This window comes from Paenibacillus sp. 22594 (assembly GCF_052044425.1).
Classification (GTDB): Bacteria; Bacillota; Bacilli; order Paenibacillales; family Paenibacillaceae; genus Paenibacillus_AQ.
Window position 1 is genome coordinate 351,608 of record NZ_JBQENA010000005.1, and the last position, 22,187, is coordinate 373,794.

23 protein-coding genes and 1 other annotated feature are annotated in these 22,187 nt (G+C 50.2%); of the genes, 11 read left to right on the plus strand and 12 right to left on the minus strand.

All coding sequences use genetic code 11. From position 1 onward, the window contains the following. Positions 1-14: 14 nt before the first annotated feature. The 3 genes from ACTJKB_RS18880 to ACTJKB_RS18890 all read right to left on the minus strand — a co-directional run bounded on the left by ACTJKB_RS18880 (position 15) and on the right by ACTJKB_RS18890 (position 3,847). Positions 15-2,087 carry a peptidoglycan D,D-transpeptidase FtsI family protein gene (locus tag ACTJKB_RS18880; protein ID WP_440835941.1) on the minus strand — a complete coding sequence of 691 codons (2,073 nt, stop codon included), beginning with the start codon at positions 2,085-2,087 and terminating at the stop codon, positions 15-17. A gap of 114 nt (positions 2,088-2,201) precedes the next feature. Continuing rightward, positions 2,202-3,347, minus strand: coding sequence for a transglutaminase-like domain-containing protein (locus ACTJKB_RS18885; protein ID WP_440835942.1), 1,146 nt, complete (start codon positions 3,345-3,347; stop codon positions 2,202-2,204). A gap of 62 nt (positions 3,348-3,409) precedes the next feature. Next, positions 3,410-3,847 (minus strand): hypothetical protein, encoded by a 438-nt coding sequence (locus ACTJKB_RS18890; RefSeq protein WP_440835943.1) that lies wholly within the window; start codon positions 3,845-3,847, stop codon positions 3,410-3,412. Between the two features lie 296 nt (positions 3,848-4,143). On the opposite strand from ACTJKB_RS18890, the gene ACTJKB_RS18895 reads away from it, so the two are divergent. After that, positions 4,144-5,313 (plus strand): MFS transporter, encoded by a 1,170-nt coding sequence (locus ACTJKB_RS18895; RefSeq protein ID WP_440835944.1) that lies wholly within the window; start codon positions 4,144-4,146, stop codon positions 5,311-5,313. Between the two features lie 91 nt (positions 5,314-5,404). Here ACTJKB_RS18895 and ACTJKB_RS18900 read toward each other — a convergent pair whose 3' ends face one another. Next, positions 5,405-5,575, minus strand: coding sequence for a hypothetical protein (locus ACTJKB_RS18900; protein ID WP_440836011.1), 171 nt, complete (start codon positions 5,573-5,575; stop codon positions 5,405-5,407). A 196-nt stretch (positions 5,576-5,771) separates the two neighbouring features. Between ACTJKB_RS18900 and ACTJKB_RS18905 the strand changes: the two genes are divergently transcribed. After that, positions 5,772-6,128 carry a DNA primase gene (locus ACTJKB_RS18905; RefSeq protein WP_440835945.1) on the plus strand — a complete coding sequence of 119 codons (357 nt, stop codon included), beginning with the start codon at positions 5,772-5,774 and terminating at the stop codon, positions 6,126-6,128. Between the two features lie 140 nt (positions 6,129-6,268). Here ACTJKB_RS18905 and ACTJKB_RS18910 read toward each other — a convergent pair whose 3' ends face one another. Next, positions 6,269-6,889, minus strand: coding sequence for an SCO family protein (locus ACTJKB_RS18910; protein WP_440835946.1), 621 nt, complete (start codon positions 6,887-6,889; stop codon positions 6,269-6,271). A 15-nt stretch (positions 6,890-6,904) separates the two neighbouring features. Then, positions 6,905-7,837: a heme o synthase gene (gene cyoE / locus ACTJKB_RS18915; protein WP_074110151.1), complete on the minus strand. Its 933-nt coding sequence runs from the start codon at positions 7,835-7,837 to the stop codon at positions 6,905-6,907. Between the two features lie 258 nt (positions 7,838-8,095). Here cyoE and ACTJKB_RS18920 point away from each other — a divergent pair, with 258 nt between their 5' ends. After that, positions 8,096-9,100: a metal-dependent hydrolase gene (locus ACTJKB_RS18920; protein WP_440835947.1), complete on the plus strand. Its 1,005-nt coding sequence runs from the start codon at positions 8,096-8,098 to the stop codon at positions 9,098-9,100. 114 nt (positions 9,101-9,214) lie between these two features. On the opposite strand, the gene ACTJKB_RS18925 is transcribed toward ACTJKB_RS18920, so the two are convergent. Beyond that, positions 9,215-9,361, minus strand: a complete 147-nt coding sequence (locus ACTJKB_RS18925; RefSeq protein ID WP_440835948.1) for a hypothetical protein — start codon at positions 9,359-9,361, stop codon at positions 9,215-9,217. Between the two features lie 75 nt (positions 9,362-9,436). Next, positions 9,437-10,426, minus strand: coding sequence for a tryptophan--tRNA ligase (gene trpS / locus ACTJKB_RS18930; RefSeq protein ID WP_440835949.1), 990 nt, complete (start codon positions 10,424-10,426; stop codon positions 9,437-9,439). 57 nt (positions 10,427-10,483) lie between these two features. Next, positions 10,484-10,727: a binding site (T-box leader), on the minus strand. 132 nt (positions 10,728-10,859) lie between these two features. On the opposite strand from trpS, the gene ACTJKB_RS18935 reads away from it, so the two are divergent. After that, a complete protein-coding gene (locus tag ACTJKB_RS18935) occupies positions 10,860-11,834 on the plus strand; it encodes an aldose 1-epimerase (protein ID WP_440835950.1) in 975 nt (324 codons plus the stop codon). Between the two features lie 101 nt (positions 11,835-11,935). Beyond that, on the plus strand, positions 11,936-12,169 hold the full coding sequence (locus tag ACTJKB_RS18940; RefSeq protein WP_039307200.1) for an alpha/beta-type small acid-soluble spore protein: 234 nt from the start codon (positions 11,936-11,938) through the stop codon (positions 12,167-12,169). Between the two features lie 120 nt (positions 12,170-12,289). On the opposite strand, the gene ACTJKB_RS18945 is transcribed toward ACTJKB_RS18940, so the two are convergent. Both ACTJKB_RS18945 and ACTJKB_RS18950 read right to left on the minus strand, forming a co-directional pair. After that, complete coding sequence (locus tag ACTJKB_RS18945; RefSeq protein WP_440835951.1) at positions 12,290-12,700, minus strand: O-methyltransferase; 411 nt, start codon at positions 12,698-12,700, stop codon at positions 12,290-12,292. 392 nt (positions 12,701-13,092) lie between these two features. Beyond that, the gene (locus ACTJKB_RS18950) at positions 13,093-14,892 is read right to left on the minus strand and encodes a M3 family oligoendopeptidase (protein ID WP_440835952.1); all 1,800 of its coding nucleotides are present in this window, start codon (positions 14,890-14,892) and stop codon (positions 13,093-13,095) included. A 127-nt stretch (positions 14,893-15,019) separates the two neighbouring features. Here ACTJKB_RS18950 and ACTJKB_RS18955 point away from each other — a divergent pair, with 127 nt between their 5' ends. Next, positions 15,020-15,211: a YycC family protein gene (locus ACTJKB_RS18955; protein WP_074108056.1), complete on the plus strand. Its 192-nt coding sequence runs from the start codon at positions 15,020-15,022 to the stop codon at positions 15,209-15,211. Further along, complete coding sequence (locus ACTJKB_RS18960) at positions 15,208-15,438, plus strand: hypothetical protein (protein ID WP_440835953.1); 231 nt, start codon at positions 15,208-15,210, stop codon at positions 15,436-15,438. The genes ACTJKB_RS18955 and ACTJKB_RS18960 overlap by 4 nt, the downstream gene beginning before the upstream one ends. Before the next feature lie 100 nt (positions 15,439-15,538). Here the strand turns inward: ACTJKB_RS18960 and ACTJKB_RS18965 are convergent, their stop codons facing one another. Together ACTJKB_RS18965 and ACTJKB_RS18970 are read right to left on the minus strand one after the other, a co-directional pair. Next, positions 15,539-16,243 carry a DUF2225 domain-containing protein gene (locus tag ACTJKB_RS18965; RefSeq protein WP_440835954.1) on the minus strand — a complete coding sequence of 235 codons (705 nt, stop codon included), beginning with the start codon at positions 16,241-16,243 and terminating at the stop codon, positions 15,539-15,541. 30 nt (positions 16,244-16,273) lie between these two features. Beyond that, positions 16,274-16,657 carry a globin domain-containing protein gene (locus ACTJKB_RS18970; protein ID WP_440835955.1) on the minus strand — a complete coding sequence of 128 codons (384 nt, stop codon included), beginning with the start codon at positions 16,655-16,657 and terminating at the stop codon, positions 16,274-16,276. Positions 16,658-17,061: 404 nt separating this feature from the next. On the opposite strand from ACTJKB_RS18970, the gene ylbJ reads away from it, so the two are divergent. The 4 genes from ylbJ (at position 17,062) to ACTJKB_RS18990 (ending at position 22,071) form a co-directional block, all read left to right on the plus strand. Beyond that, positions 17,062-18,318, plus strand: coding sequence for a sporulation integral membrane protein YlbJ (gene ylbJ, locus ACTJKB_RS18975; RefSeq protein ID WP_440835956.1), 1,257 nt, complete (start codon positions 17,062-17,064; stop codon positions 18,316-18,318). Between the two features lie 84 nt (positions 18,319-18,402). After that, complete coding sequence (locus ACTJKB_RS18980; protein WP_440835957.1) at positions 18,403-19,206, plus strand: NAD kinase; 804 nt, start codon at positions 18,403-18,405, stop codon at positions 19,204-19,206. Positions 19,207-19,405: 199 nt separating this feature from the next. After that, positions 19,406-20,581, plus strand: coding sequence for a copper amine oxidase N-terminal domain-containing protein (locus tag ACTJKB_RS18985; RefSeq protein ID WP_440835958.1), 1,176 nt, complete (start codon positions 19,406-19,408; stop codon positions 20,579-20,581). Between the two features lie 26 nt (positions 20,582-20,607). After that, on the plus strand, positions 20,608-22,071 hold the full coding sequence (locus ACTJKB_RS18990; protein WP_440835959.1) for a S41 family peptidase: 1,464 nt from the start codon (positions 20,608-20,610) through the stop codon (positions 22,069-22,071). The last annotated feature ends 116 nt before the right edge of the window (positions 22,072-22,187 follow it).

Here is a 22,187-nt window from a genome sequence, read left to right on the forward strand (position 1 = left end):
TTAAAATAAACAATTTATTCCGGCGTTGACGCCGCTAAAGGTGGTACGTTCTTTTTGGGTACGCCAGTCAGTCCGTATTCCCAATCATAAGCATCAAAAATTTTACGTGCTACCGGTGCAGCACTGTTGGAACCAAATCCGCCTTCAGGAATCACTACCGCTACCGCCAGCTTGGGGTTCTCACGCGGGGCATATGCGATAAATACACCGTTGTCCCGGACTACTCCGTACGCATCCATCTCGGAGGTGCCCGTTTTGCGGGCAAAATCATAAGGAAATCCGTCAAAGGCCTTGACGGCAGTGTTCATTCCTTTTTTGATTTCCTTCCAATAGGCAGGATCAAACGTAATCTTATCCAGCACCTCACGGTGGAACTCCTTAACGGTGTTGCCATCCGCATCCGTGATCTTGCTGACCAGCTGCGGTCTAATCCGTTCGCCCTCATTGGCGAGGGTTGCTGTGTACTGGGCCAGCTGCAGCGCCGTATATTTGCCTTTCTGGCCGAAGGATGCGTAAACCATGGCTGCCTGGGTGCTTCCGGCTGCCTTGATATCCATATAATCATTCGCTCCGGCACTTTCATGCGGCAGCCCGCTCCCAGTGGATAGCCCTAGACCAAAAGCTTTCAAATATTTATCCCAAACCCCTGTCACCTTGTCCTGATATTTCTTATACAGCGGATTTCCTACCTTATCGACCATAAAAGCATTGGAGGATTCCTGAATAGCCTCAGCAGGGTGCAGCAATCCAAGTACATGACCGGAGGAATTACTTACGGAAGCATTGTTATCCTTGCCAAAATAGGCGATCCCTTTGTCGTTATAAGTATCGCTGGTGGAGAATAAGCCTTCATTCAATCCAATTAACACACTTAACGGTTTAATGGTGGACCCCAGATATACAATGGACTTCAGGCCATTGCCAGATATACCGGAGGTGGTATCTGTAATTGTACCGTTCAGGTTGTTATCCCTAATCTTATCGTATTCCTCAGGTGCAACCTTTTCCGCTGTCCAGACATTTGTATCATAATCCGGCATACTGGCCATCGCAACCACATTGCCGGTATCCACTTCCATAGCCACGGCATACCCGGTCAGGGCATCAGGATGAAGTTTCCCCAGTACCGGATGGGTATGCAGCCAGCGGATCTGATCCATAATCGCCTGCTCGGTTTTAAGCTGGATGTTCTTATGGATCGTCATCCAGAGGTCATTCCCTTTAACGGGTGGGACTGTTTGGGTGACCTCCTCCGCCATATTCTGCGGATTGACGGAGATCGTCTGGTAGCCATTTTTTCCGCGCAGCTCCCGCTGGTATTGCAGTTCGAGGCCGTAAAAACCAACAAATTCATCCTCTTTATACGCTAAGCCCGGATCGGCATTATTTTTCTTCATCTCACTGCGGATATTCTTATAGATATCCTGTTTATCGGAGGATTTAAAAGGCTTAATATAACCCACCGCCTGTACAGCAACGGTGTCTTTGTCATAATGGCGGGCAGCTTCTTCCACAATGGACAGACCGGGATATTGCTCCTTGTGCTCCAGAAAATGTGCCACTTCCCTGGGTGTAAGACCTGTCTTGATTTTACGCGGATAGTAGCCCAGCGCTTTTTTGAAATGGAGATCGAGCAGAGCTGTAATATCTGCTTGTGTGAGCTTTTTGCCGGATGGGTCGCCATATTGATTGAAGACAGATTCCAGTCTCGCTGCCAGCGAAGCTGTATTCGCTTGGGCACTCTCCGTGAACTCATATTCTTTGGTTTCCTTGTTCTTATAGGTCTCTGTATAGTCTTTAGTTAAAGTGATGTACAAGGATTGGACGGATGTATTGTACGCAATCTCCTCTCCTCCGGCAGCACGAATGATCCCCCGGATCGCGGAGAGAGGAACAGCCTTAGTCTCTTGGCTCTCTTCCACTTCGGTCAAAGCCTCAGCTTCGACGAACTGCAGTGATGCAAGCCGAATAATAATGATACAAAAAATAAAAAACGTGCCGAAGAAAAACAGATTTATGCGGAGACTGGGTGCACTTCGGCCATGAGCTTCATCCGGACGTGTCCCCGGGCGGCCAAACCATTTCACAGCGTGTCCTCTCCTTATAGGTTGCAGTTATAGAACCAGTTCAAACCGGAGTCTGAAAGGCTGCTCAATATGCCCTGTTATTGTACCATACATCTCAAGGCTGCCGCTTCCTTCTCAGAGCACACTTTCTTTAATATGGGTTTTATCAAAATCCTTGCTGTTAAACCAGTCCCCGCTGCGCGCCCACGTGGAATCGAGCGGTATCCAGGCCTGCCTGTCCGGCAGGTACACTTCATTCCAGGCGTGGGCGCCATATCCACCTTGGCCATCGTAACCCTGCCCCGTGACTACACGCACCTGAAGTCCCTGTGAACGTGCCATTACGGCGTACAGGCGGGCATAATCAATACACACCCCAAGCCGGGTATCAAAAGTATCCTGCGGGGTCTGCTCATGCCAGATGCGCTTCTGCTCGTAATTTTCAGCCTTACCATAGTCATAGGCAATCCGCGAGCCAACCCAGTCATACAGCAGTTTGGCCTTGTCCTCAGCCCCCTCGGCTTGTCCGGCAATATCAGCAGCGGCTCCGACAATGTCTGGTGAAATTTCACGATCAATGACTTCATATTTCCGCCGCAAAATATCATTCATCTCATCAGCCACCGCTTGGGTCAGTACCGGCAGTCTGCTGCGCATATCCTCACCGGCAATCGGCTCAAAAACAGCAGCGGCACTTTCGCTGTAGATGGGAGAGGATTCCACATAACGGCTGAAGCCGCTGTCCGGGTTCAGGCCGACACCAATGTACAGCGCAAGAACAAGGACAAGACCGCGTACGAGTCCAATGACACCGCCGATGATCGCACCGCTGAGACGGCTCGCCAGGGTAACTTTCCTGTCCGATTCCCTCGTCCGAAAGCGGGGCAGGCGGAAAGGAAGCAGCAGGAACAGCAGTCCGAGCAGAAGCCGGATCAGGCTGTAAGATACCAGTAGAAGTAGCAGAAAACGGACAAAAGGTGATCCTGCCAGCACAGATACGGCAGTGTAATACAACTGCTGCCATCCGCTGAGCTGCGTGTCAGGCACTACTATTCCTGACGCCCATGTTCCTGCAATGGGCGACAGATGCATCGCTGCAGGAATGGCCAAAGCCAGCGCCAGAATAGTAAGCACCCCGTTTCCCAGCAGGCCGAACAAGCCTCCTGCCGCTCTTGCGAAGCCTCTGCCCCAGCCCTGCAGCAGTGAAAAAAGGACAACCACAACCAACAGGATGGAGATGATGTTGGCTTCACTAAGGCTGTCTATCCATCCCTTAAGCATGTTTGTTCCCCTTTCCATTTCTCTGTAGAGTCATATCAAATGTAAGCAGGCTTCCTTCGAACCTACTGATTTTTCCGTGCTTCTTCAATAAAGGTTTGGGTGGTGTCCGTCATACTCCATTTCCCGAGACTCACTCCGCGGAAAATCACTTCCACCTTATCCTCTCCGGCTGCACCCTTGACTTCAAGATTAGGTGTTGTAATCGTAAAGGTGCCGTCGCCTCCAGAAGTGTACTTGGCGTCCTTCGCTTCCTTCAGCATCATATCCTGCGCTTCACTCTTGAGTGTACTTACCGTTCCATCCGTAACCTTATTCACAGCGTTGCCAATTTGGTCAAGCGTAACCCCGCTGTAAATGAACAAGCCAGCTACAATAGCAATCACTATCGCCCATTTCAGAACTGTCTTAATCAGGTTAATTACCGCAAACAGCAGCACAAGTGCTATAACGATAACCAGCCAATTCTCTCTAATAAATTGTGACCACACTGCCGGATCCATCAATTTCTCAACACCCCTATCGCCAAATTTCGTCACAACAGGGCGCATGTCCCCGGGACATTTCAATATTAATAATTATTATACATGAATGACCTTTATAATTCATGGGCTGAGCAGCTTCCTGCAGGCCATCCCCAATAAAATGGTATAAGCCTACCAGACTACACGTAAAGTACAAGTAGGTCATTGTTCGAATCATTGGTAACAAGTGGCTGCTTCATGTGACATTAACCCCTAGTTAAAAAGCGCCTGCCTGTGCCTTGGTACAGAGACAGGCCCCTGTGGAGGTGCTTTCTTTGAAAACCGCGCTGTGGCTGTATCTGTTTCTCTTTCTGGCCTTCTTCGATTTGCATGCCCAGTACCCTATTCTTACGCCGTTTGCCATCTCTCTGGGCGCAGGACCGGCCTTCATTGGCTGGATGATGGGCATGTATTCGCTGACGCATCTTCCCGGCAATCTGCTGGCCGGTGTGCTGGTCGACCGTAACGGCAGCCGCCGTTACATTGTGTTCGCGCTCACGGCAGCCGGGGCCATTCTGCTGCTTCAGGCTCACGCACAGCTCCCTTGGCATCTGCTGCTGCTGCGGGCAGCGAGCGGTTTCGCCCTGGCCTTCCTCTCCCCGGCCTGCATGACACTCCTGGCCTCGCTCTCTTCCGATCCCGCGACCCAAGGGAAATATATGTCCGGCCACGGGATCGTCCATACGTTAGCGTCCGTTGTGTCACCAGCCGCCGGAGCTTTTATTGTGGCGAAGACCGGCTACTCCGGCACCTTCACCACTTTGGGCTGGCTGCTGATCTTCACAGGTGTGATGGCCTTATTCAGCGTGCCTAGGCATGTTCAGAGCCTAGCCGCCGCAAACCCTGCTCTGCCTTTGCACCCGCTCTCACAAGCTCCGGCCCTGGCGAACCCTCCCGTATCCCGACGCTATTATCTGCTGCCCTTCTTTGTTTCCTGCTCACAAGGAGTACTGTTCTTTGAGTTGCCCCTGTCACAGGGCAGTGATGGAATGATCTCTACCGGAATCCTGCTGTCATTGCTTAGCTTGGGGGCACTAGTCACGCTCAGTCTCTTCTTTCTGAACCGGCTTGCACCAGGAATAAGAATCGCGGCAGCACTCCTGGCCATGGCACTCTGCTTCTTCACGCTGGCTGCGTTCCGGGGCATTCCCGCCGGTGTGGTTCTCTTTCTGCTTGGGGCTGCCAAAGGCGTGCTTTTTCCGGCGATGGCCTCACTCTTCATCAGTCTTGGAGGTGCCGGGCGCATGGGCCGGACCTTCTCGCTGCAATCCATTGCCATGTCGCTTGGCGCCTTTGCCGGTCCGGTTGCAGCAGGACAGCTTCGGGACTTCGTCTCCCCGTATTTCATTGCCTTTGTGCTGCTGATGACCGCTCTGCTGCTGCTTCCGCCCAGAACCTCAGGGAAGCTGGCCTACCGGCCTGAGTGGAACAATCCGGCCGCTTGAATAAGACATTCCCTTTCCCCTGAAACAGTGGATGATGTGGGTAGGCAAACATACAAACCCTATGGTGCTTTCAACATAATATATAGTGTAATCAACCCACATTCGAAAGCGTGGTGAATCCTCCATGGGCGAACATTGCGGTCCGGGCCCCAATCCCGCTCCCGTAGCTCCTGTATTCTGGACTTCTACAGGAACCATTCTGGTACTCTACATTCTGCTGGTAATCATCCTCAGTGCCGGAATATTCTAAGTTTGTCTGCATTTGCTGAAATGACAAATCCCCCAATCACCCGGCTTTTTTGCATCCGGGTGATTGTTTCTTTTTACGACATTTCCCGGGGAATGAAAATTCATCTTATAGGATGTGCAACAAATAAATCGCTGATATTATTAATAATGACGATTTTTAGGTAAAATATCGACATAGACACATCACCACGGGGGAAGGATGACCGTATATGTCCATAACTATCATCGTTGAAGGTAAAAACGACCGCAGCAGATTACGGCGGCTGCTGGCGCCCGAGATTGACATCCAGTGCACATTCGGCACTCTAAACACACTGAAGCTGGAGACGCTGCGGCGCAGAATAGGCGACGGAGAAGTATACCTGTACATGGACAATGACAGCTCAGGCAAAAAAATCCGCGGCATCCTGCGTGATGCCTTCCCGGATGCCGTTCATATTCACACCCGAAAAGGCTATGCCGGAGTGGAAGGAACCCCCGATGAATACAATATCACTCAACTGGAAAAGGCCGGACTTGAGGAGTTCATCATTTATCCTGAGCCATTACCTTACATGGAAACGTAAGCGTACAGGACAAGCTGCCGTTGCTAGCTTCCGGATCACCAAGAATCGGTTACCATAGTTCTCCAACAACCCAAAAAAACGCCTTATCGTTTCCTGCGTCCCACGCAAGAAGCCGAACAAGGCGTTATTTTCAATACTTTTTATTTTTCCACAATCAATTTCTTCAGTTCGCCTGCCAAAAATTCCGGTGTCACGTTCTCCGTTTCTCCTGCATCATAGAGTCCCCGGAGCTTGTTATCGCGGTCCACCAGACCAATCAGATTCGCATGGGCAAAATTATCCTTGTTGTCTCCATAAATCAGCACCTTGAAGGAGTCAGCCGCCAGATTGCGGACCTGCTCTTGATCGCCACGAAGGAAATACCAGCCGCTGTAGTCCGCATGAAAACGGTCAGCGAACGTCTTGATCGCTTCACGTGTGTCATTCTTGGGATCAAAGGAAATGGAGACGAATTCCACATCCTTGCCGAAGCTTCCATCCTTAATCAGCAAATCCTGAGTCTGTGACAGCATAAAGGTGGTGATGGGACAAACATCAGGGCATTCCGTGAAGAAGAAATAGACCAGTCTCGGCTTCCCCTCCGTATCTGCCAGTGTGATTTGCCGGCCATCCACATTTTCAAGCGAGAAGTCCTGTACTTCACCGATTACAGGCAACTTGTCATTCCCGCTGCTTATCGAGATCACTGTCAGATAAACAGCCAAACCCGCGGCCAACAGTAGCATCAGCCAGGTCCATTTGTAGCGTTTCAAGGTCTGCACAGGACATTCTCCCCCTTAACCGTGGATCGTATTCAGAACAAGCACAATCAGACTGACTGTCAGGTAATTAATGGAGAAGAAGAAGTTCTGTTTCGCCCACGCATCGTCATCCTTCGCACGGAATCCCTTCAGGGTCAAGTACAGCCAGGCCAGGGACAAACCCGCAGAAATAATGAGGTAAAAGATCCCCGCGTAGTCGTAAGCATACATCAATACAGGAATTGGCAGAAGCAGCGCCACATAAGGAATCATTTGGAATTTGGTGCGCCGGGTGCCTTTGACTACAGGCAGCAGCGGAAATCCGGCTGCTCTGTACTCTTCCTTGCGGCGGATGCCAAGAGCCCAGAAATGCGGCGGCTGCCAGAGAAATAGCATAGCGAACAGCAACCAGGCCCCGAGATCCACTGTCCCGGTTACAGCAACATACCCGATAACTGGAGGCATTGCACCTGAAATTGCGCCTACCGAGGTGCTCCATGTAGATGTTCTTTTGAGCCAAAGGGTGTAAACTACTACATAGACAAACATGCCGACGATGCCGAATAATCCGGCCAGTACACCGCAAAAGGCAAACAACACCGCGAGACCTGCTATCCCAAGCCCTATGGCATATGCAAGCACGACACCCGGCTTCAGTCTTCCTGTCGGCAGACCGCGTTCACGCGTTCTTTCCATTTTCATATCCAGATCACGGTCGAAATAGTTATTGAACACGCAGGCAGAAGCCATAACCAGCATGGTACCGAGTAAAGTTAGAATGAGCCGTCCATACTGCACATCCCAGCCAGAAGCCACCCAGTATCCCGCAAAAGCAGCGATAAGATTCGAGCGGATAATGCCTGGTTTCGTCACCGTAATGAAGTCGCGCCAGCTGGCACCTTCCTTCGGCGATTTGGCAGACAGCGCTGCGGAATCCGAAGAAGCTTGATATCTCAATTGATTGTCCACGTTTGGTGTTCCTCCTTCTAAGGGACTTCTACGTTCCACTGGAGCATAAAACCGAAATTAATGTTCTCAGTTGAGAACATTAATCATTCTGCTGTTAACTTTATCATAACAAACGAGGAAAGAGTTTGACAATCATTGACCAAGATGTTCATCAATTTGACAATTGCGTGACGATATTTATTTTACACCCCCTAAATAACTGGACGTCAAATTGGGTAGTTATTAATAGAGAACTTCCGTACAAAGGAGATCTGACCAATGGATACCGCTACACATTTCGTTATGGGCTTGGGACTTGCCGGACTGTCCTTTGTTGATCCAGTCGTTGCTTCCCAGCCAACATTAGCCGGTGCTGTCATGATCGCTACCGTATTAGCCTCTCAGGCCCCGGATGCCGATACTGCGCTGCGCCTCAAAAACAATGCGCTGTATATCCGTAACCACCGGGGAATCACTCACTCCCTGCCGTTTTTACTCCTGTGGCCTGCCTTGATTACACTGGTAATTGGACCTGTCTTTGGGTTCGCAGATTTTCAGAACCTTAGCCATATCGCCATGTGGAGCTTCATCGGCGTAGCTGTTCATGTATTTACTGACCTGTTCAACACCTATGGTACCCAGGCCGCGCGTCCCTTCACAGAGAAATGGATTGCCTGGAACATTATCCACATCTTTGATCCGTTTATATTCGGCAGCCATGCAGCGGCCATTATCCTCTGGATCAGCGGGATTGTTCCCCCGGCCCCCTTATTTGTTACCCTGTATGCTTGCATCGCGCTTTATTATATTTGGCGGACGGTGGTGCATGCCCGGTTGACAAGAAATCTGAAGAACAAAGATATCCATCACAGCCCAGGCGAACGGTATTTCGTAATTCCGACCATCTCACCGACGCGTTGGAATGTTGTCAAAGCCAAACCGGACGGCAGCTATAATATCGGACTTCTGAACAGCGGACGGCTCGAATGGTTCAAGCACGCGGTGTGCTCCACTCACCCCGCCGTTGAGCATTCCAAAAGCCATCCCGATATTCAAGCTTTTCTGTACTTCACATCCTACGCCGTAGCCGAGGTCGAGAAAGTGGCCTCTGGATATATTGTACGCTGGGGAGATGTGCGTTATTTACACCGTAAGCAATTCCCGTTCGTTGCCGTGCTGGTCATGGACAATGAGTATCATCCCCTTAACACCTACGTCGGCTGGCTGAGCAGTGATAAGCTCGATGAACGTTTCGCTATTGACCCCGGTTCGATGAAGCTTTAGACTATCACAATCACCATAAAGCGTTTTCATTAGTTTTGGCAATTAAAAATCCCGCTTCGCAGAACTGCGCAGCGGGAAAATTTTAAGAGTCTGCTATGCTTCAAATATCTCTATTCACTTCATATAGAAAGAAGGCTGACGTAATATGGGTAAAGGCTTGTCCCTCTGGTTCGCATGCTCTTCCATTCTTCTTCTTACCGCAGCATCCATCTCCATCAGCTCTAATATCTGGTTGGCCATACTGCTGGGTGTCTTATGCATACTGAATATTGGCTGGGGTTTTATCCTCAAAGCCCGACTGAGACGTAAGGCAGAGACTAAAGCGCAGCAGCCCTCCTAGCGCAGCGGCAGGAAGCCCATTCGCTCTTTAACACCAGCAAGTGTCTGTGCGGCAACTCCACGTGCACGTTCCGCGCCTTCAGCAAGAATGTCAGTCAGAGCGCCAGAGCTGCGGATCTCCTGATATTTCTGCTGCAGAGGCTCAAGCGTAGCTACCAGAACCTCCCCCAGATCTTTTTTGAAGCCTCCATACATTTGCCCCTCGTAGCGGTCAGCAATCTGCTGCAGCGTCATTCCGGAGCATTCAGCGTAGATACTCATCAGGTTGCTGATCTCAGGCTTGGTCGCCGGATCAAAGACCACCTCACGGCCGGAGTCCGTTGTGGCACGGCTGATTTTTTTGCGTATAACATCCGGCGGATCCAGCAGAGCGATATAGCTTCCAGGATTCGGATTGCTTTTACTCATCTTTTTGGTGCCGTCATCCAGTGACATAATACGTGCGCCAACTTCAGGAATGTAAGGCTCTGGAACCGTGAAGAATTCACCAAAACGGTGGTTGAAGCGTCCCGCCAAATCGCGTGTCAGCTCCAGATGCTGCTTCTGGTCTTCCCCGACCGGCACCAGGTCCGCATTGTAAATTAGAATATCAGCCGCCATCAGAGACGGGTACACGAACAGACCCGCGCCTACAGAATCTTTGCCGGAAGACTTGTCCTTGAACTGTGTCATCCGCTCCAGCTCGCCCATCGCGGTTAAGGTAGTCATAATCCAGCCCAGCTCTGCGTGCTGTTGTACGTGGGATTGCATATAGACGTTGGAAATCGCGGGATCAATTCCTGCCGCAAGGTACAGCGCCGCCACTGATTCTGAATTCTCCCGCAGGGCAGCAGGGTCCTGGGAGACCGTAATGGCATGAAGATCCACAACCATAAAGTAGCACTCATGCTCTTCTTGCAGCTTTACGAAATTTTTGATCGCACCGATGTAGTTCCCCAGAGTCAGAGAACCGCTCGGCTGAATGCCGGACAATACTTTTTTAGCCATCTTATTCCCTCCGATTATGTTTTCACTTCCGGCAGCACACAAAAAGGCCCCACATCCGCAAGGGACGTGAGACCGTGGTGCCACCCTTATTCGCCGCCAGCATTCTCTTCCAAAAGAGATGTATGCAAGCAGCCTTGACTTCCGTTAACGGGGAAGAGCCGGCCGGTCTACTTAGGTCTCAAACCTGTTCGAACGCGGCGCTCCAGGGTCCATTCAGCCTGAAGTGCCCCACCGGTTCGCATCAACCACCGGCTTTCTGAAGGTGCTTCTTCTGCCTACTTGTCCCTGTCATCGCATTGTCATGTTCATGAATGCATCCATCATAGAGCGAACTGGGGAAGTTGTCAAATGACTTAACCCCTGTATATAAATCTGGTATGATAAGGGTATTCGTGTCTTTCGATTACAGTTACATTAAAGGAGCATACATTTCATGAAACAGGTGACCAAAGGGCAGTGGAGCGGTTATGATACCTATATTTTGCATAGCCGTGAGCTGGAAGTCACGCTTTTGCCGCGACTGGGCAACAACGTCATTTCGTTGTGGGACCGTAAGGAAAACCGTGAAATTCTGCGCAGGCCCGAGGAGAACGATCTATCCTATTACCTGCAGAAGCCTTATCACTTTGGCATGCCCCTACTGATTCCTCCCGGACGCATCCGTGAGGGACAATTCCAATTCGAAGGCACAAGCTATCAGTTCGAGCCGAATTCAGCAGGAGGGCACCATATTCATGGCCTGCACCGTGCGCAATCCTGGTGTGTAAGCGATATTGAAGAAGACGAGGAAGGCTGCGCAGTGACTACAGAATTCAATACTGCTGATGACCCCCGCTGGATGGAGCAATTTCCGGTCCCTCTAAAGTTCGAGATGACTTTCCGTTTGCACGATGCCCGTTTCAAGCAAACGCTCAAGGTGTCACATCTGGGAGACAAGAATATCCCTTTTGGCATGGGGTACCACACCTGGTTTATGATAGATGGCGAGCCGGATCGCTGGAAGCTAGAGCTGCCCGTCCAAAGTGTCTATGAATTGAACAATGAACTGCTGACCAGCGGCAACCTGCTGCCTTTAGGGGAGCTTGAAGCTCTGAATCAAGGCATGGAACTGTCGGGTACAAATCTGGACACCGTACTGCGCATTGGAGATGAGCAGTCTGCTGAGGCTCTGTTGATGCGGGATGACGGCTATGGGCTTCGCTATACCGCAGACAAGGAATTCTTCCGTCACTGGGTGATATACACCAAAGGAACAGCAGACCAATTTCTCTGCATTGAGCCCTATACCTGGCTTCCGGATGCACCCAACCTGGATAAAGAGGCTTCCTTTACAGGTATAATTACTTTAAAACCAGGTCAAACCCTTGCGGTTTCAAGCCATCTTGAAGTCATCTATCCCGAACTCTGATTTTCATATAATTACCATCCTCGAAACCTTCCTGAACCGTGCATGAATTCCTCTCCTAGCGCTCATACTATCTTCACAACGGGCGAAGGAGGTGAACAAACATGGGTCAAGCAGGTCAACAAGGTCGTGGTAGCCGTTCCAATAACCTGGTCGTTCCTCAAGCAAATGCAGCCCTGCAGCAGTTGAAATATGAAGCAGCACAAGAGCTTGGAGTAACTATCCCAGCTGACGGTTATTATGGGAACTACACTTCCCGCGAAACCGGTTCTTTGGGAGGATACATCACCAAACGTCTGGTGCAGCTGGCAGAGCAACAATTGTCCGGTCGTTCGTAGTAACAGCCTTATCATAAGTATCCCGCCAGGCTGAATGCCTAAGCGGACCCGCTTTACAGCCCTCCTACGCCTCTCGCCGAGACGCAGGAGGGCTTTTGCTTGTGCATATCTATGTATATCTTAGCCGTAGAACTGATCGGACTTGTCGGCATGGACATTGCGTGGATAGCGGATCATCAGATTGGCCATATTGTAATTGGATTCGAGTGTGGCATCAACAACCACCATTCCCTGACGGACGGCAAATTCGTAGCTGATTTCACCATGCGTCCAGCGCCGTTTGTATTTAAGACTCTCCAGAGCCATAAGCCGGAAGGAGGACTGTTGCCCTGCGGTGAGCCCCTCTTGTTCTTCCTCAAAAGCGCCACTGCGCCCAGCCAGCGGATTATGGCGGATCCCGAACTTCCCAATGACGTTATTTCTGATTTGCACAAAAACCGTGCCGGAAGACAATCCTGACAATTCCTCCTGCAGTTCCTTAAACACCAAATCAATCTGTCTTGCCAGTGATAGTTGTTCCGTTCTCAGCATGTGTCTCCTCCTAAAAAATTTTGTAAGCATATGCTTAAGCGAATCGCATCGTACAAAGGTGGCTTAGCAAGCATATACTTCGTTGAGTGAGCCTAAACACCTTGCTATTTCATGTTAATTCTACATCATAGCGGCTCTTATATAAGGCTTTAGGCTCATTATAGGCCACCTAGTACAAGCGTTCAACATTATTCAACATAATTGGGTGTTTATTCCTATATATGCGTAAATTTCATTGTTTTATTGTATATTTCCTTCTAACAATCGTCTTATTTCGACAGCATTTCAACACAAAAAGACCCCTAAAAAGGGGTCTTTGCGCGTTAATACAAGGTATTCAAACCTCAGATTTTGCCTGCAAAAAGATGAAACGCCTTCGTTCTGACAAACTTTTAAGCCGAATGTTCTGTCATTCTCAAGAATTCGTTAATATCTGCAGTAATCAAATCTGTTGCACCTTGCCAGAAATCCGGTCCGGTCAAGTCCACACCCAGATGCTTCGACACCAAATCCTCCAGTGTCATGATACCTGTATCACGCAGCAGGCTGTCGTATTTATCCGCAAAAGCTGCACCTTCCTGGAGTGCAAGCCGGTACAATCCTGTACTGAACATGTAGCCAACAGTGTATGGGAAATTATAAAACGGTACATCCGTTATATAGAAATGCAGCTTGGCCGCCCAGAAATGCGGATGATATTCGGACAGAATTCCGCAGTAGGCTTCCTTCTGGGCTTCGACCATCAGCTCCGACAATTCTTCAGCATTCACCAGCCCCTGCTTACGCTTCTCATAAAAACGGGTTTCAAACAAAAAGCGGGCGTGGATATTCATGAAGAAGGCCACACTGTTCTGGATTTTTGCTTCAAGCAGGGCAATTTTCTCCTCGCTGCTTGCTGCAGCCTTTACTTGGGCATCGGCTACAATGACCTCTGCAAAGGTTGAAGCGGTCTCTGCCACATTCATGGCATAGTTCTGATTGAACAGAGGAAGATCCTCCAGCAGATAGGAATGATAAGCATGCCCAAGTTCATGAGCCAGGGTAGACACATTGGACGGAGTGCCGCTGTAGGTCATAAAAATGCGGGATTCCTTGCTTTCCGGAAAGGATACACAGAATCCGCCTGGACGTTTGCCTGGACGGTCTTCCACCTCAATCCAATTGTTGTCGAAGGCGCGTTCGGCAAAATCAGCCAGCTTCGGACTGAATTTGCGGAACTGCGTTACAATGTCTTTTGCTGCCTGATCGTAGGGAATTTTGCCGGAGGACTTGCCTACCGGTGCATCTACATCTACCCAGGCCAAAGATTCGAGCCCCAGCAGGTTGGCTTTGCGGTTTAAGTAAGAGACCAGTGCCGGTTTGGCTTTGGTAATCACGTCCCACATCATATCCAGCGATGCTCCCGACATGCGGTTAATGCCCAGCGGCTCCTTGAGCACACTCTCCCAGCCACGGCCCTCGTACAGATTCAAACGGAAGCCTGCCAGGTGATTGAGGGTGTCTGCACAATAGTCGGCAGCACCAGCCCAGGCCTCTTCCCATTTGCGGAACATGATCTCCCGTACCTTAGGATCGGGATCATCCAGCTTGTTGAAGGCCTGTCCGGCAGACAGCAGTTTGGCTCCACCTTCATCCTCATATGGGATCTGTATGGAGCTTACAATCGTTTCGTAATGCTCGCTCCATCCATGATAACCGTCAACAGCCAACTTGAGCGCAAGTCCTTCCAGTTCCGGACTCATTTTCTCACGGGCTAAGTCGCGGCTTTCACTGAGAACAAACTCCAGTGGAGCAATTTCCGGGCGGGCCATCCACTCGCCCCATACATCATCAGGGGTTTGCCGCAGCACATTATCGAACTTGGAGCTGACGCCCTCGAAGCCTGCCCGAAGGCCCGTAACCTTGGAGGACAGCCGTACAGCACCCTTGTCCTGCTGATTCTGCGCACCCAGACATCCGGCAAATTCCGAAGCCTGAACCTGACGGCCGGAACAGCTCTGCAGTAATGCTATAACTTCATCCAGTGCACGGGTCGATTCGACATTTGTTGGCGAAGCTGACTCTGCAACCTGCTGTCCTAGAACCTGGATGTCCGTCTCCAGCTTTTTCAAAAAGCTCTCAAATTGCGGTGAAGCAGATCCTCCCGGAAATATTGAATCCAATTCCCACGTCAATGATAAAGGTTGTTTCATTTGGTTTCCCCTTCCTTTACTAACATTTGGTTTTCTTTGTATTTGGCCTGCAGCCATGGTAAAGTGAATTCAGATACGGGCAGATGCCCCGAATTACCCCAACCCTATTTATAAGGAGGATCTCCCCATGAAGCCACTGCAGATTTCACCGGAAACGGCGATTACATTATCAAAACAACTCGGCGTTCCACTGGAACACCTGATGCATATGCCTCAACATATCTTGCTGCAAAAGATCGCGGAGCTATCCAAGAAGCAGAGTGAAGACACAGCCGGCAGCGATGCCGGGTCCCAGCCGTCCGAGAAGGGCGAACAATGATACCATTCAGCCATACCTGGCCTTATGACATCATTTTAGGAGACATGTATGTGCAGTACTGTCCGTTCTGCGACAAGGAGAACGTGCTTCTGCCCATGAAACCGGACGAGTTACAGCTCGTCCGGGACGGCAAAAAAAAGCTGCTAGTCTTCCCTTGCTGCAAAACCAGCCTGACCGTAATCGACGATGATGCCGATTACCTGCTCTTTGACCGGTCTGTCCGCTGATGGTTCAGCACAGGCCGCTGCATTTATCCGTTGACTATAGCTTAACAGGTGCACAGGAGAAGCTTCCTGTGTTTTTTTTGCGATGTCCAGCAGAAACTCCTTATGTACCCGACGGTAATCCGTCTGGACTTATTTCTCCCCCATTCATCTGTTCACGCAAAAGGGCCCACTGCTCCCGGGCTGCCCGGATCATCGCGGCATCCATAATCTTCTGGTCATTGATCAGACGCGAAAACCATTTTACTGCGTTTGAAAATTCGCCGATGCGGCGGTTCAGCTCACCAATCAGGTACATCAGACGGGCATCGTTACCGCCAATTCCATCATTTTCATAGACCTTAATATACATGTCGAGCGAATAACGCAAGAAGCGCTGCTCCTGCGTGGTATCCCCTTGATACCGGTACATCCAGGCAATATGATGCAAAAGACTGGCAATAATACGGTCCTTGTCCTTGATGCTCTGGGCACAGATCAACGCAAGCTTATAGGTCTCCAGTGCAACCTCCCAGCTACGTTTATCGCCAAAGTCACGGGCAATCCAGCGGCTGCCCACCTGATCACGGAAAGACTTGCGCTGCCAGTCCGCGAGCTTGTCCGCAGAATTCTCCGTGGAGGCAAAGCCGCAGGCCGGGCAGACCCGCACGACGTAGTAATCCGGGTTCTCATCCTTGTAGTAAGAGCAGAAATCCGCATCACGGCGAATCGCTTTTTTGAGGCTGGGACGAACTCTTGAGGTTGTAAACTCTTTCTCACAACTGCAGCAAATTACTTTAATAGTGTAAAGAGGTATTAATTCCGGCAATGCCCTCATCCTTTCACGATCAACTACGCGTTACTCCTGGGGCATGTTGACAAAATGATGTGCAGGACCTGCAAGCCGGCTTAATACAAATGAACGCAGCGGCTCCTCCACACCTGTTTCCTCCAGCGCCTCTTTCATACAATCCAGCCACTCTTCCGCGCGCTCCGGGGTAATGGGGACATGCATATGCCTTGCCCTCATCATCGGATGTCCATGCAGCTCAGAATAGAGTGCGGGTCCACCAAAAAATTGACTCAGGAATTGATACTGCTTCTCCAGGACAGGAGTAATATCTGCCGGGAACAAAGGGCCGAGCTGCGGATGAAGCTGCACCTTGGCATAAAAAGCCTCTACCAGCCGGTGCAATCCCTCTGCGCCTCCCAGGTTGTCATATATGCTGTCGTTTGGATTCATCGGCGGTTACCAGCTTTCTTCCGTATTCATGTAACGGCTTTTTTATTATACCAAAATTTGCGCTGCTCGGTTATCCTGCCGCAAGTAACATATTGTGAAGCTTGCCCACAGAAAAAAGGCGCTAAACCATGGTTTAGCGCCTAGCGTATTTAATAGGTCCGAAATTCCTCATCACCAGGTGGGACAAGAGAGGCCCGGATAACATATACAAAAGCACAAACCAGAACTCCGGCAACTACACTCATCACCATCACTCCATCCCTAATAAGGTGTGCATTAATTAATTTTATATTACCATAATTTCAGTCAAAAAGCACAGTTAAGTGTAACCGCTTTCTGAATTTATTTGTGCTGTTTGTCCCATTTTTTGCATACATTTATTCATATATGGGGAGGCGTTGCCGATGATTCTGAAAAAAAACTACGGCCTGCTGTTAGGTGTCCTCCTTGCCGGATGTATGATGCTCCTGCTGCTGAATCCGGCAAGCTCTCTGGATGCAGCCTTACGCGGACTTACTGTCTGGTGGGACGTGCTGTTCCCCTCGCTTTTCCCCTTCTTCGTGATCTCCGAAATGATGCTGGGCTTCGGTGTAGTTCATCTGTTCGGCGCTCTGCTCGACCCGCTCATGCGTCCACTGTTCAATATCCCCGGAAGCGGAGGCTTTGTGGCGGCTATGGGATATGTATCAGGATACCCCGTAGGCGCCAGATTAACCGCAAAGCTGCGTGAACAGGAACTGCTGAACCGTGTAGAAGGCGAACGGCTCGTGGCCTTCACCACTTCCTCCGACCCGATCTTTCTGCTGGGTGCGGTATCAGTAGGGTTCTTTCATAATGCTTCTCTGGGACTTATCCTTGCGCTGGCCCATTACGGAGGCGGCCTCATAGTAGGACTTCTGATGTCTTTTCACGGACGGCGCGAGGATGCCACCGTTCCCGCAACTTCCCCTGCCCCCTCTCTTCAGGCGGCTTCTGATGACAAAGGCACCGGGAGAATCCGCCTAGCCCTTCGTTCTATGGCGGATGCAAGGCGCAGGGATGGACGAAGCCTCGGCGAGTTGCTGAGGGGAGCGGTTCAGTCTTCGCTGCAGCTCATTATCGTGGTGGGCGGCCTGGTGGTATTCTTCAATGTACTGATGGAGCTGATGTCCCGTGCCGGAATCATGTCCGCTCTCATCAGCGTTACAGAGGGACTTTTGACCCGGGCGGGATTCCCGGCTGACCTGTCCCGAGCTCTCGTGAGCGGCCTCTTCGAAGTGACGCTGGGTGCCCGCTCCGCGGGCGCAGCTGCCGGGTCGGTCCCGCTACAGTACAAGGTCGCCGCAGCAGCCTGTGTTCTCTCCTGGGGCGGTTTATCCGTCCACGCTCAGGTAGCCAGCATCCTGAATGGAACAGGTCTTCGCTATCTGCCCTTTATGGCTGCCAGGCTGGTGCATGCGTTCTTGTCTGCGGGGCTAGTACTCCTGTTCTGGAACCCAGTGGTTCGCTCGGGGCTCTCATCTGACTATAGCGCAACTCCTGCTGCTGCCGGCTTTACCTCTCCGCTATCAGGCCTGGCCAGTAGTATGAGCTGGCTTGGGGTACTTTTGGGCACAGCCTTGCTGCTCTCTCTGCTGGTTCTCCTTCTGCGCCGCATTCCGCGCTTTGGACGCCGGCTGTGACTTTTACCACTTCAATATTGTGTTCCGGGTTCAGATTGATTATGATCGGTGTATGACTGAAACATACAAAGGAGCCTATACATCTTGAGATATTATGTTCTGGACCGCGGGGACGAACTGTCCATCAAACTTGCGGAGCAATTTCACAAGCTGGCAGCGGAACGGAATCTGGAGCTGGATGCCAAGTCTCCGGAAATCGTGATCTCGATTGGCGGGGACGGCACGATGCTGCACGCTTTTCACACTTTTATCGACCAGATCCCCAATCTGGCCTTTGTGGGAGTCCATACTGGACATTTAGGATTCTATGCCGACTGGAAGGCAGATGAACTGCCTACCCTAATTGATTACATGTGCGGGATCGGCACCTCTGAGCCCCAGAAGCCACGCATGGTCAAATATCCGCTGCTTGAGTTAGAGATCCACAAGAAATCCGGCTCCACCTCTCATATTGCCTTGAATGAGTTCACCCTGAAGGGTGTAGACGGAACGGTAGTCATTCAGATTGACATCAATGATGTGACATTTGAGATGTTCCGCGGAGATGGTTTGTGTGTGTCCACACCGTCAGGCAGCACTGCCTACAACAAAAGCCTCGGCGGTGCGATGGTGCATCCTTCCATAGAAGCCCTGCAGATTGCGGAAATTGCCTCCATCAACAACCGTGTCTTCCGCACAATGGGATCCCCTCTATTGCTGCCGAAGCACCATCACTGCGATATTTTCTCGCGTAAGGACCAGCGGCTGCTGCTAACCATTGACCATAACAACATTCCTGTCGATGACCTGATCTCTGTGCGCTGCCAGGTATCCGACCAAAAAATCAGCTTTGCCAGATACCGCCCTTTTCCATTTTGGAACCGGGTCCGTGAAGCTTTCCTGATCTAGCATATTTCAGTAAAATACAGGGATCCCGTCTGTTCTGACAGAGCAGTCTTCCCGTAATGACAAAGCCGGAGATGACGCTGCATCTCCGGTTTTGTCATGCTGTATCTAAGCTTACATGATTGGATAGACAGCAAGAAATTTCCGATGGTATAATGAACCTATTTTACAAAGAGTTGTTATTTAAAGGAGAGAACCATTATTGAAGAAATTTTTATCCCTCATGGGCGTAAGCCTGCTGGCCTTGATGCTGGCGGTACCTGCTTTTGCCGCAGACAAACCGATTAAAGTCTACATTAATGGAAGCAACGTTGCTTTCACCGCCGGTTCTCCATATCTGAAGAACAATTCTGTGCTTGTTCCTTTTCGGGTCATTTTTGAAAAGCTGGGGCTGAAGGTACTCTGGGATGTGAAAACCGGAACGGTCACCGGGACAAGCAGCAGTCTGAAAATCACCCTCAAAATTGGCAGCAACCGGGCAACAGTAAATGGTCTAGTCAAGAAACTGGCTACCGCTCCGGTCTCTAGCCAAGGCACTACATACATACCCTTGCGGTTCGTGTCTGAAGCTACCGGTGGTTCGGCGGTCTGGGATGCGGCCAGCAGAAGTGTGACGATCCTCACCCCTGTGGATACTGCGAACGATGAGAAGGATATTACTGACCTTATTCATTTGTCCAATGAGTATCTTAATTCTGAAAATGCTGCAGGATACTATTCACTCGTAGCGTACACATCAGACCGTACCGAATCGATTGACGATATGAAGGAATATTTCAAATCGTATGATATGGTCAACACCATTGAAAGTCTGAATATCTTAAGTATTCAGGGTAATGAAGCCATCGTGCATACTGTAGAAAAATCTGTGCGCAAAGGCGGCCGCTATCTGCCGGATGCGCAGGTAGAATACCTGAACACGCTTGTCCGCAAGAATGGTGTATGGAAGATTGAAAGCTCCGAGTCCCAAGACAGCACCGTTCTGCTTACTCCTGAACAAGGGAAAACAGCTGCGGTCCTTCCTGATCACGATGCTGCCGCCATCAAGGACAGCCTAAGCAAATATTATGCGGCAAGAAACGCCAAGGATATCGATGGCTTAATTGCACAGACCACTTACGGGAAAGATCATGAAGCTGCCCTGAAGGAGAATCTGACTGAATATTTTAAAGGCTACAACCTGGTCTACACGCTGAATAGCTCAAATGTATTCTATTACTCTGCGGATGAGGCTGCCGTATATGTGGAGTACACTATTAAAGAAGCCGATTCAGCTGAAAGCCATACCCAATCTTCTGTTTATGTTTTCTCCAAATCCAGCGGTGGTCTATGGACTGTTGATGACTCATATCTAATGGACAGTAATACTTCAAACTAATCATATAAAAAAGGGTGTATGCAATCATGAAATCAGGCAAGTTAATGACCTCAGTCCTTAGTGGCTGTCTGGCAGTATCTCTTATTCTTGCTCCCGCTGCTCTTGCGGCGGACAGTTCTCAGGCTACTTCGGGCACAGACAATACGCAAGCAGCAACCGGCACAGATCTTATTAATGAAATTATGCAGTATCTGGAGAATTACAATATTGAGGGTGTGGACCAGGATACACTGATCCGCGGAGCCATTGATGGCATGGTGAATACACTGGATGATCCCTACAGCCAGTATTTCGACAAAGATGAGGCTGCAGAGTTCAGCCAACAGGTCGATCTCGAATATGTCGGTATCGGCGTCAGAATGATGTACACTGCCAAAGAACTGTATATTGAAGAAGTTATGGCCGGTTCACCAGCAGAGAAAGCCGGGCTTAAGCGCGGAGATTCGGTCCTCAAAATTGACGGTGTCAAAGTCGAAGATACCGAAGGCGATGAGCTGAGCGGTGCTGCAGGCTCTAAAGTAACTCTGCTCGTGAGCAGAAACGGAATGATCAAATCCTACATCGTCGTCCGCAGCGATATCGCTTCAACCTCGGTCAAAGGAAAAATGCTCGGAGATAAGATTGCCTACATCTCCATCGACGGCTTCACGCAAAACGCTGATGAAGAGTTCACCGCTGTTCTGGGCAAGATGCGTGCCGCAGGCATGAAATCCATGGTGCTCGATCTGCGAAACAATCCAGGCGGCTACATGGATTCAGCCTATAATATTGCCTCCAAATTCATGGCCAAGGGCATTATGATGTACACCTCGGATCAAAGTGGCGTTTTGACACCGGTAACCATTACAGATGGCAGTAAAATCGGGGTGCCAGTTGTAGTGCTGACGAACGAATACAGTGCCAGTGCTTCTGAAGCGCTGACCGGTGCTTTGAGAGACAACAAACTGGCTACGGTCGTAGGTACACGTTCTTACGGCAAAGCGCGGATTCAGAGTCTGCTTCCCGTATCCAATGGAGCCGAACTGAAGCTGACCACACAGAAATATTTGACGCCAAGCAAAGAGGATTTCAACCATATCGGGTTGTCCCCTGATATTGAGGTCCAAGGCAAAACGGCACAGCTGATCACCGCCCTGCAAATTGCCGGAATGACCAATATTAGTGCTGCAGGAGACAATCACATTCTCGATGTGAACGGCATTCCTTTTGCCGGAAATGTCGGATTGATCAAGCAAGGAAATACGATCTACGCTTCCTCACGCGTTCTGGCTGCACTGGTGGAGAGCGAAGTATCCTGGGATGCCAAGAACAAGAAGGTTCTAGTCACAAACGGCGCCGGTAAAGTATCCGGATTCTCCGTGACCGCTAAAGAGGCGCTGTCCCAGGACAACGAAACCTTTATTGATGTAAGGGCCTTTCAGAAAAAGTTCCCGTCCCTGGTATGGAGCTACAATGCAGCGCAGAAACATTTGAAGTTAGGCGTAAAGTAAATCAGACCAAGAACAAAACGGCTGTGCCATCCTTAACTGGATAGCACAGCCGTTTTGGTTTCGGAGAGCTGTGGCAGGGCTGGGTGCTGGGATGAGATTGAGGCTGAGGCTGAGAG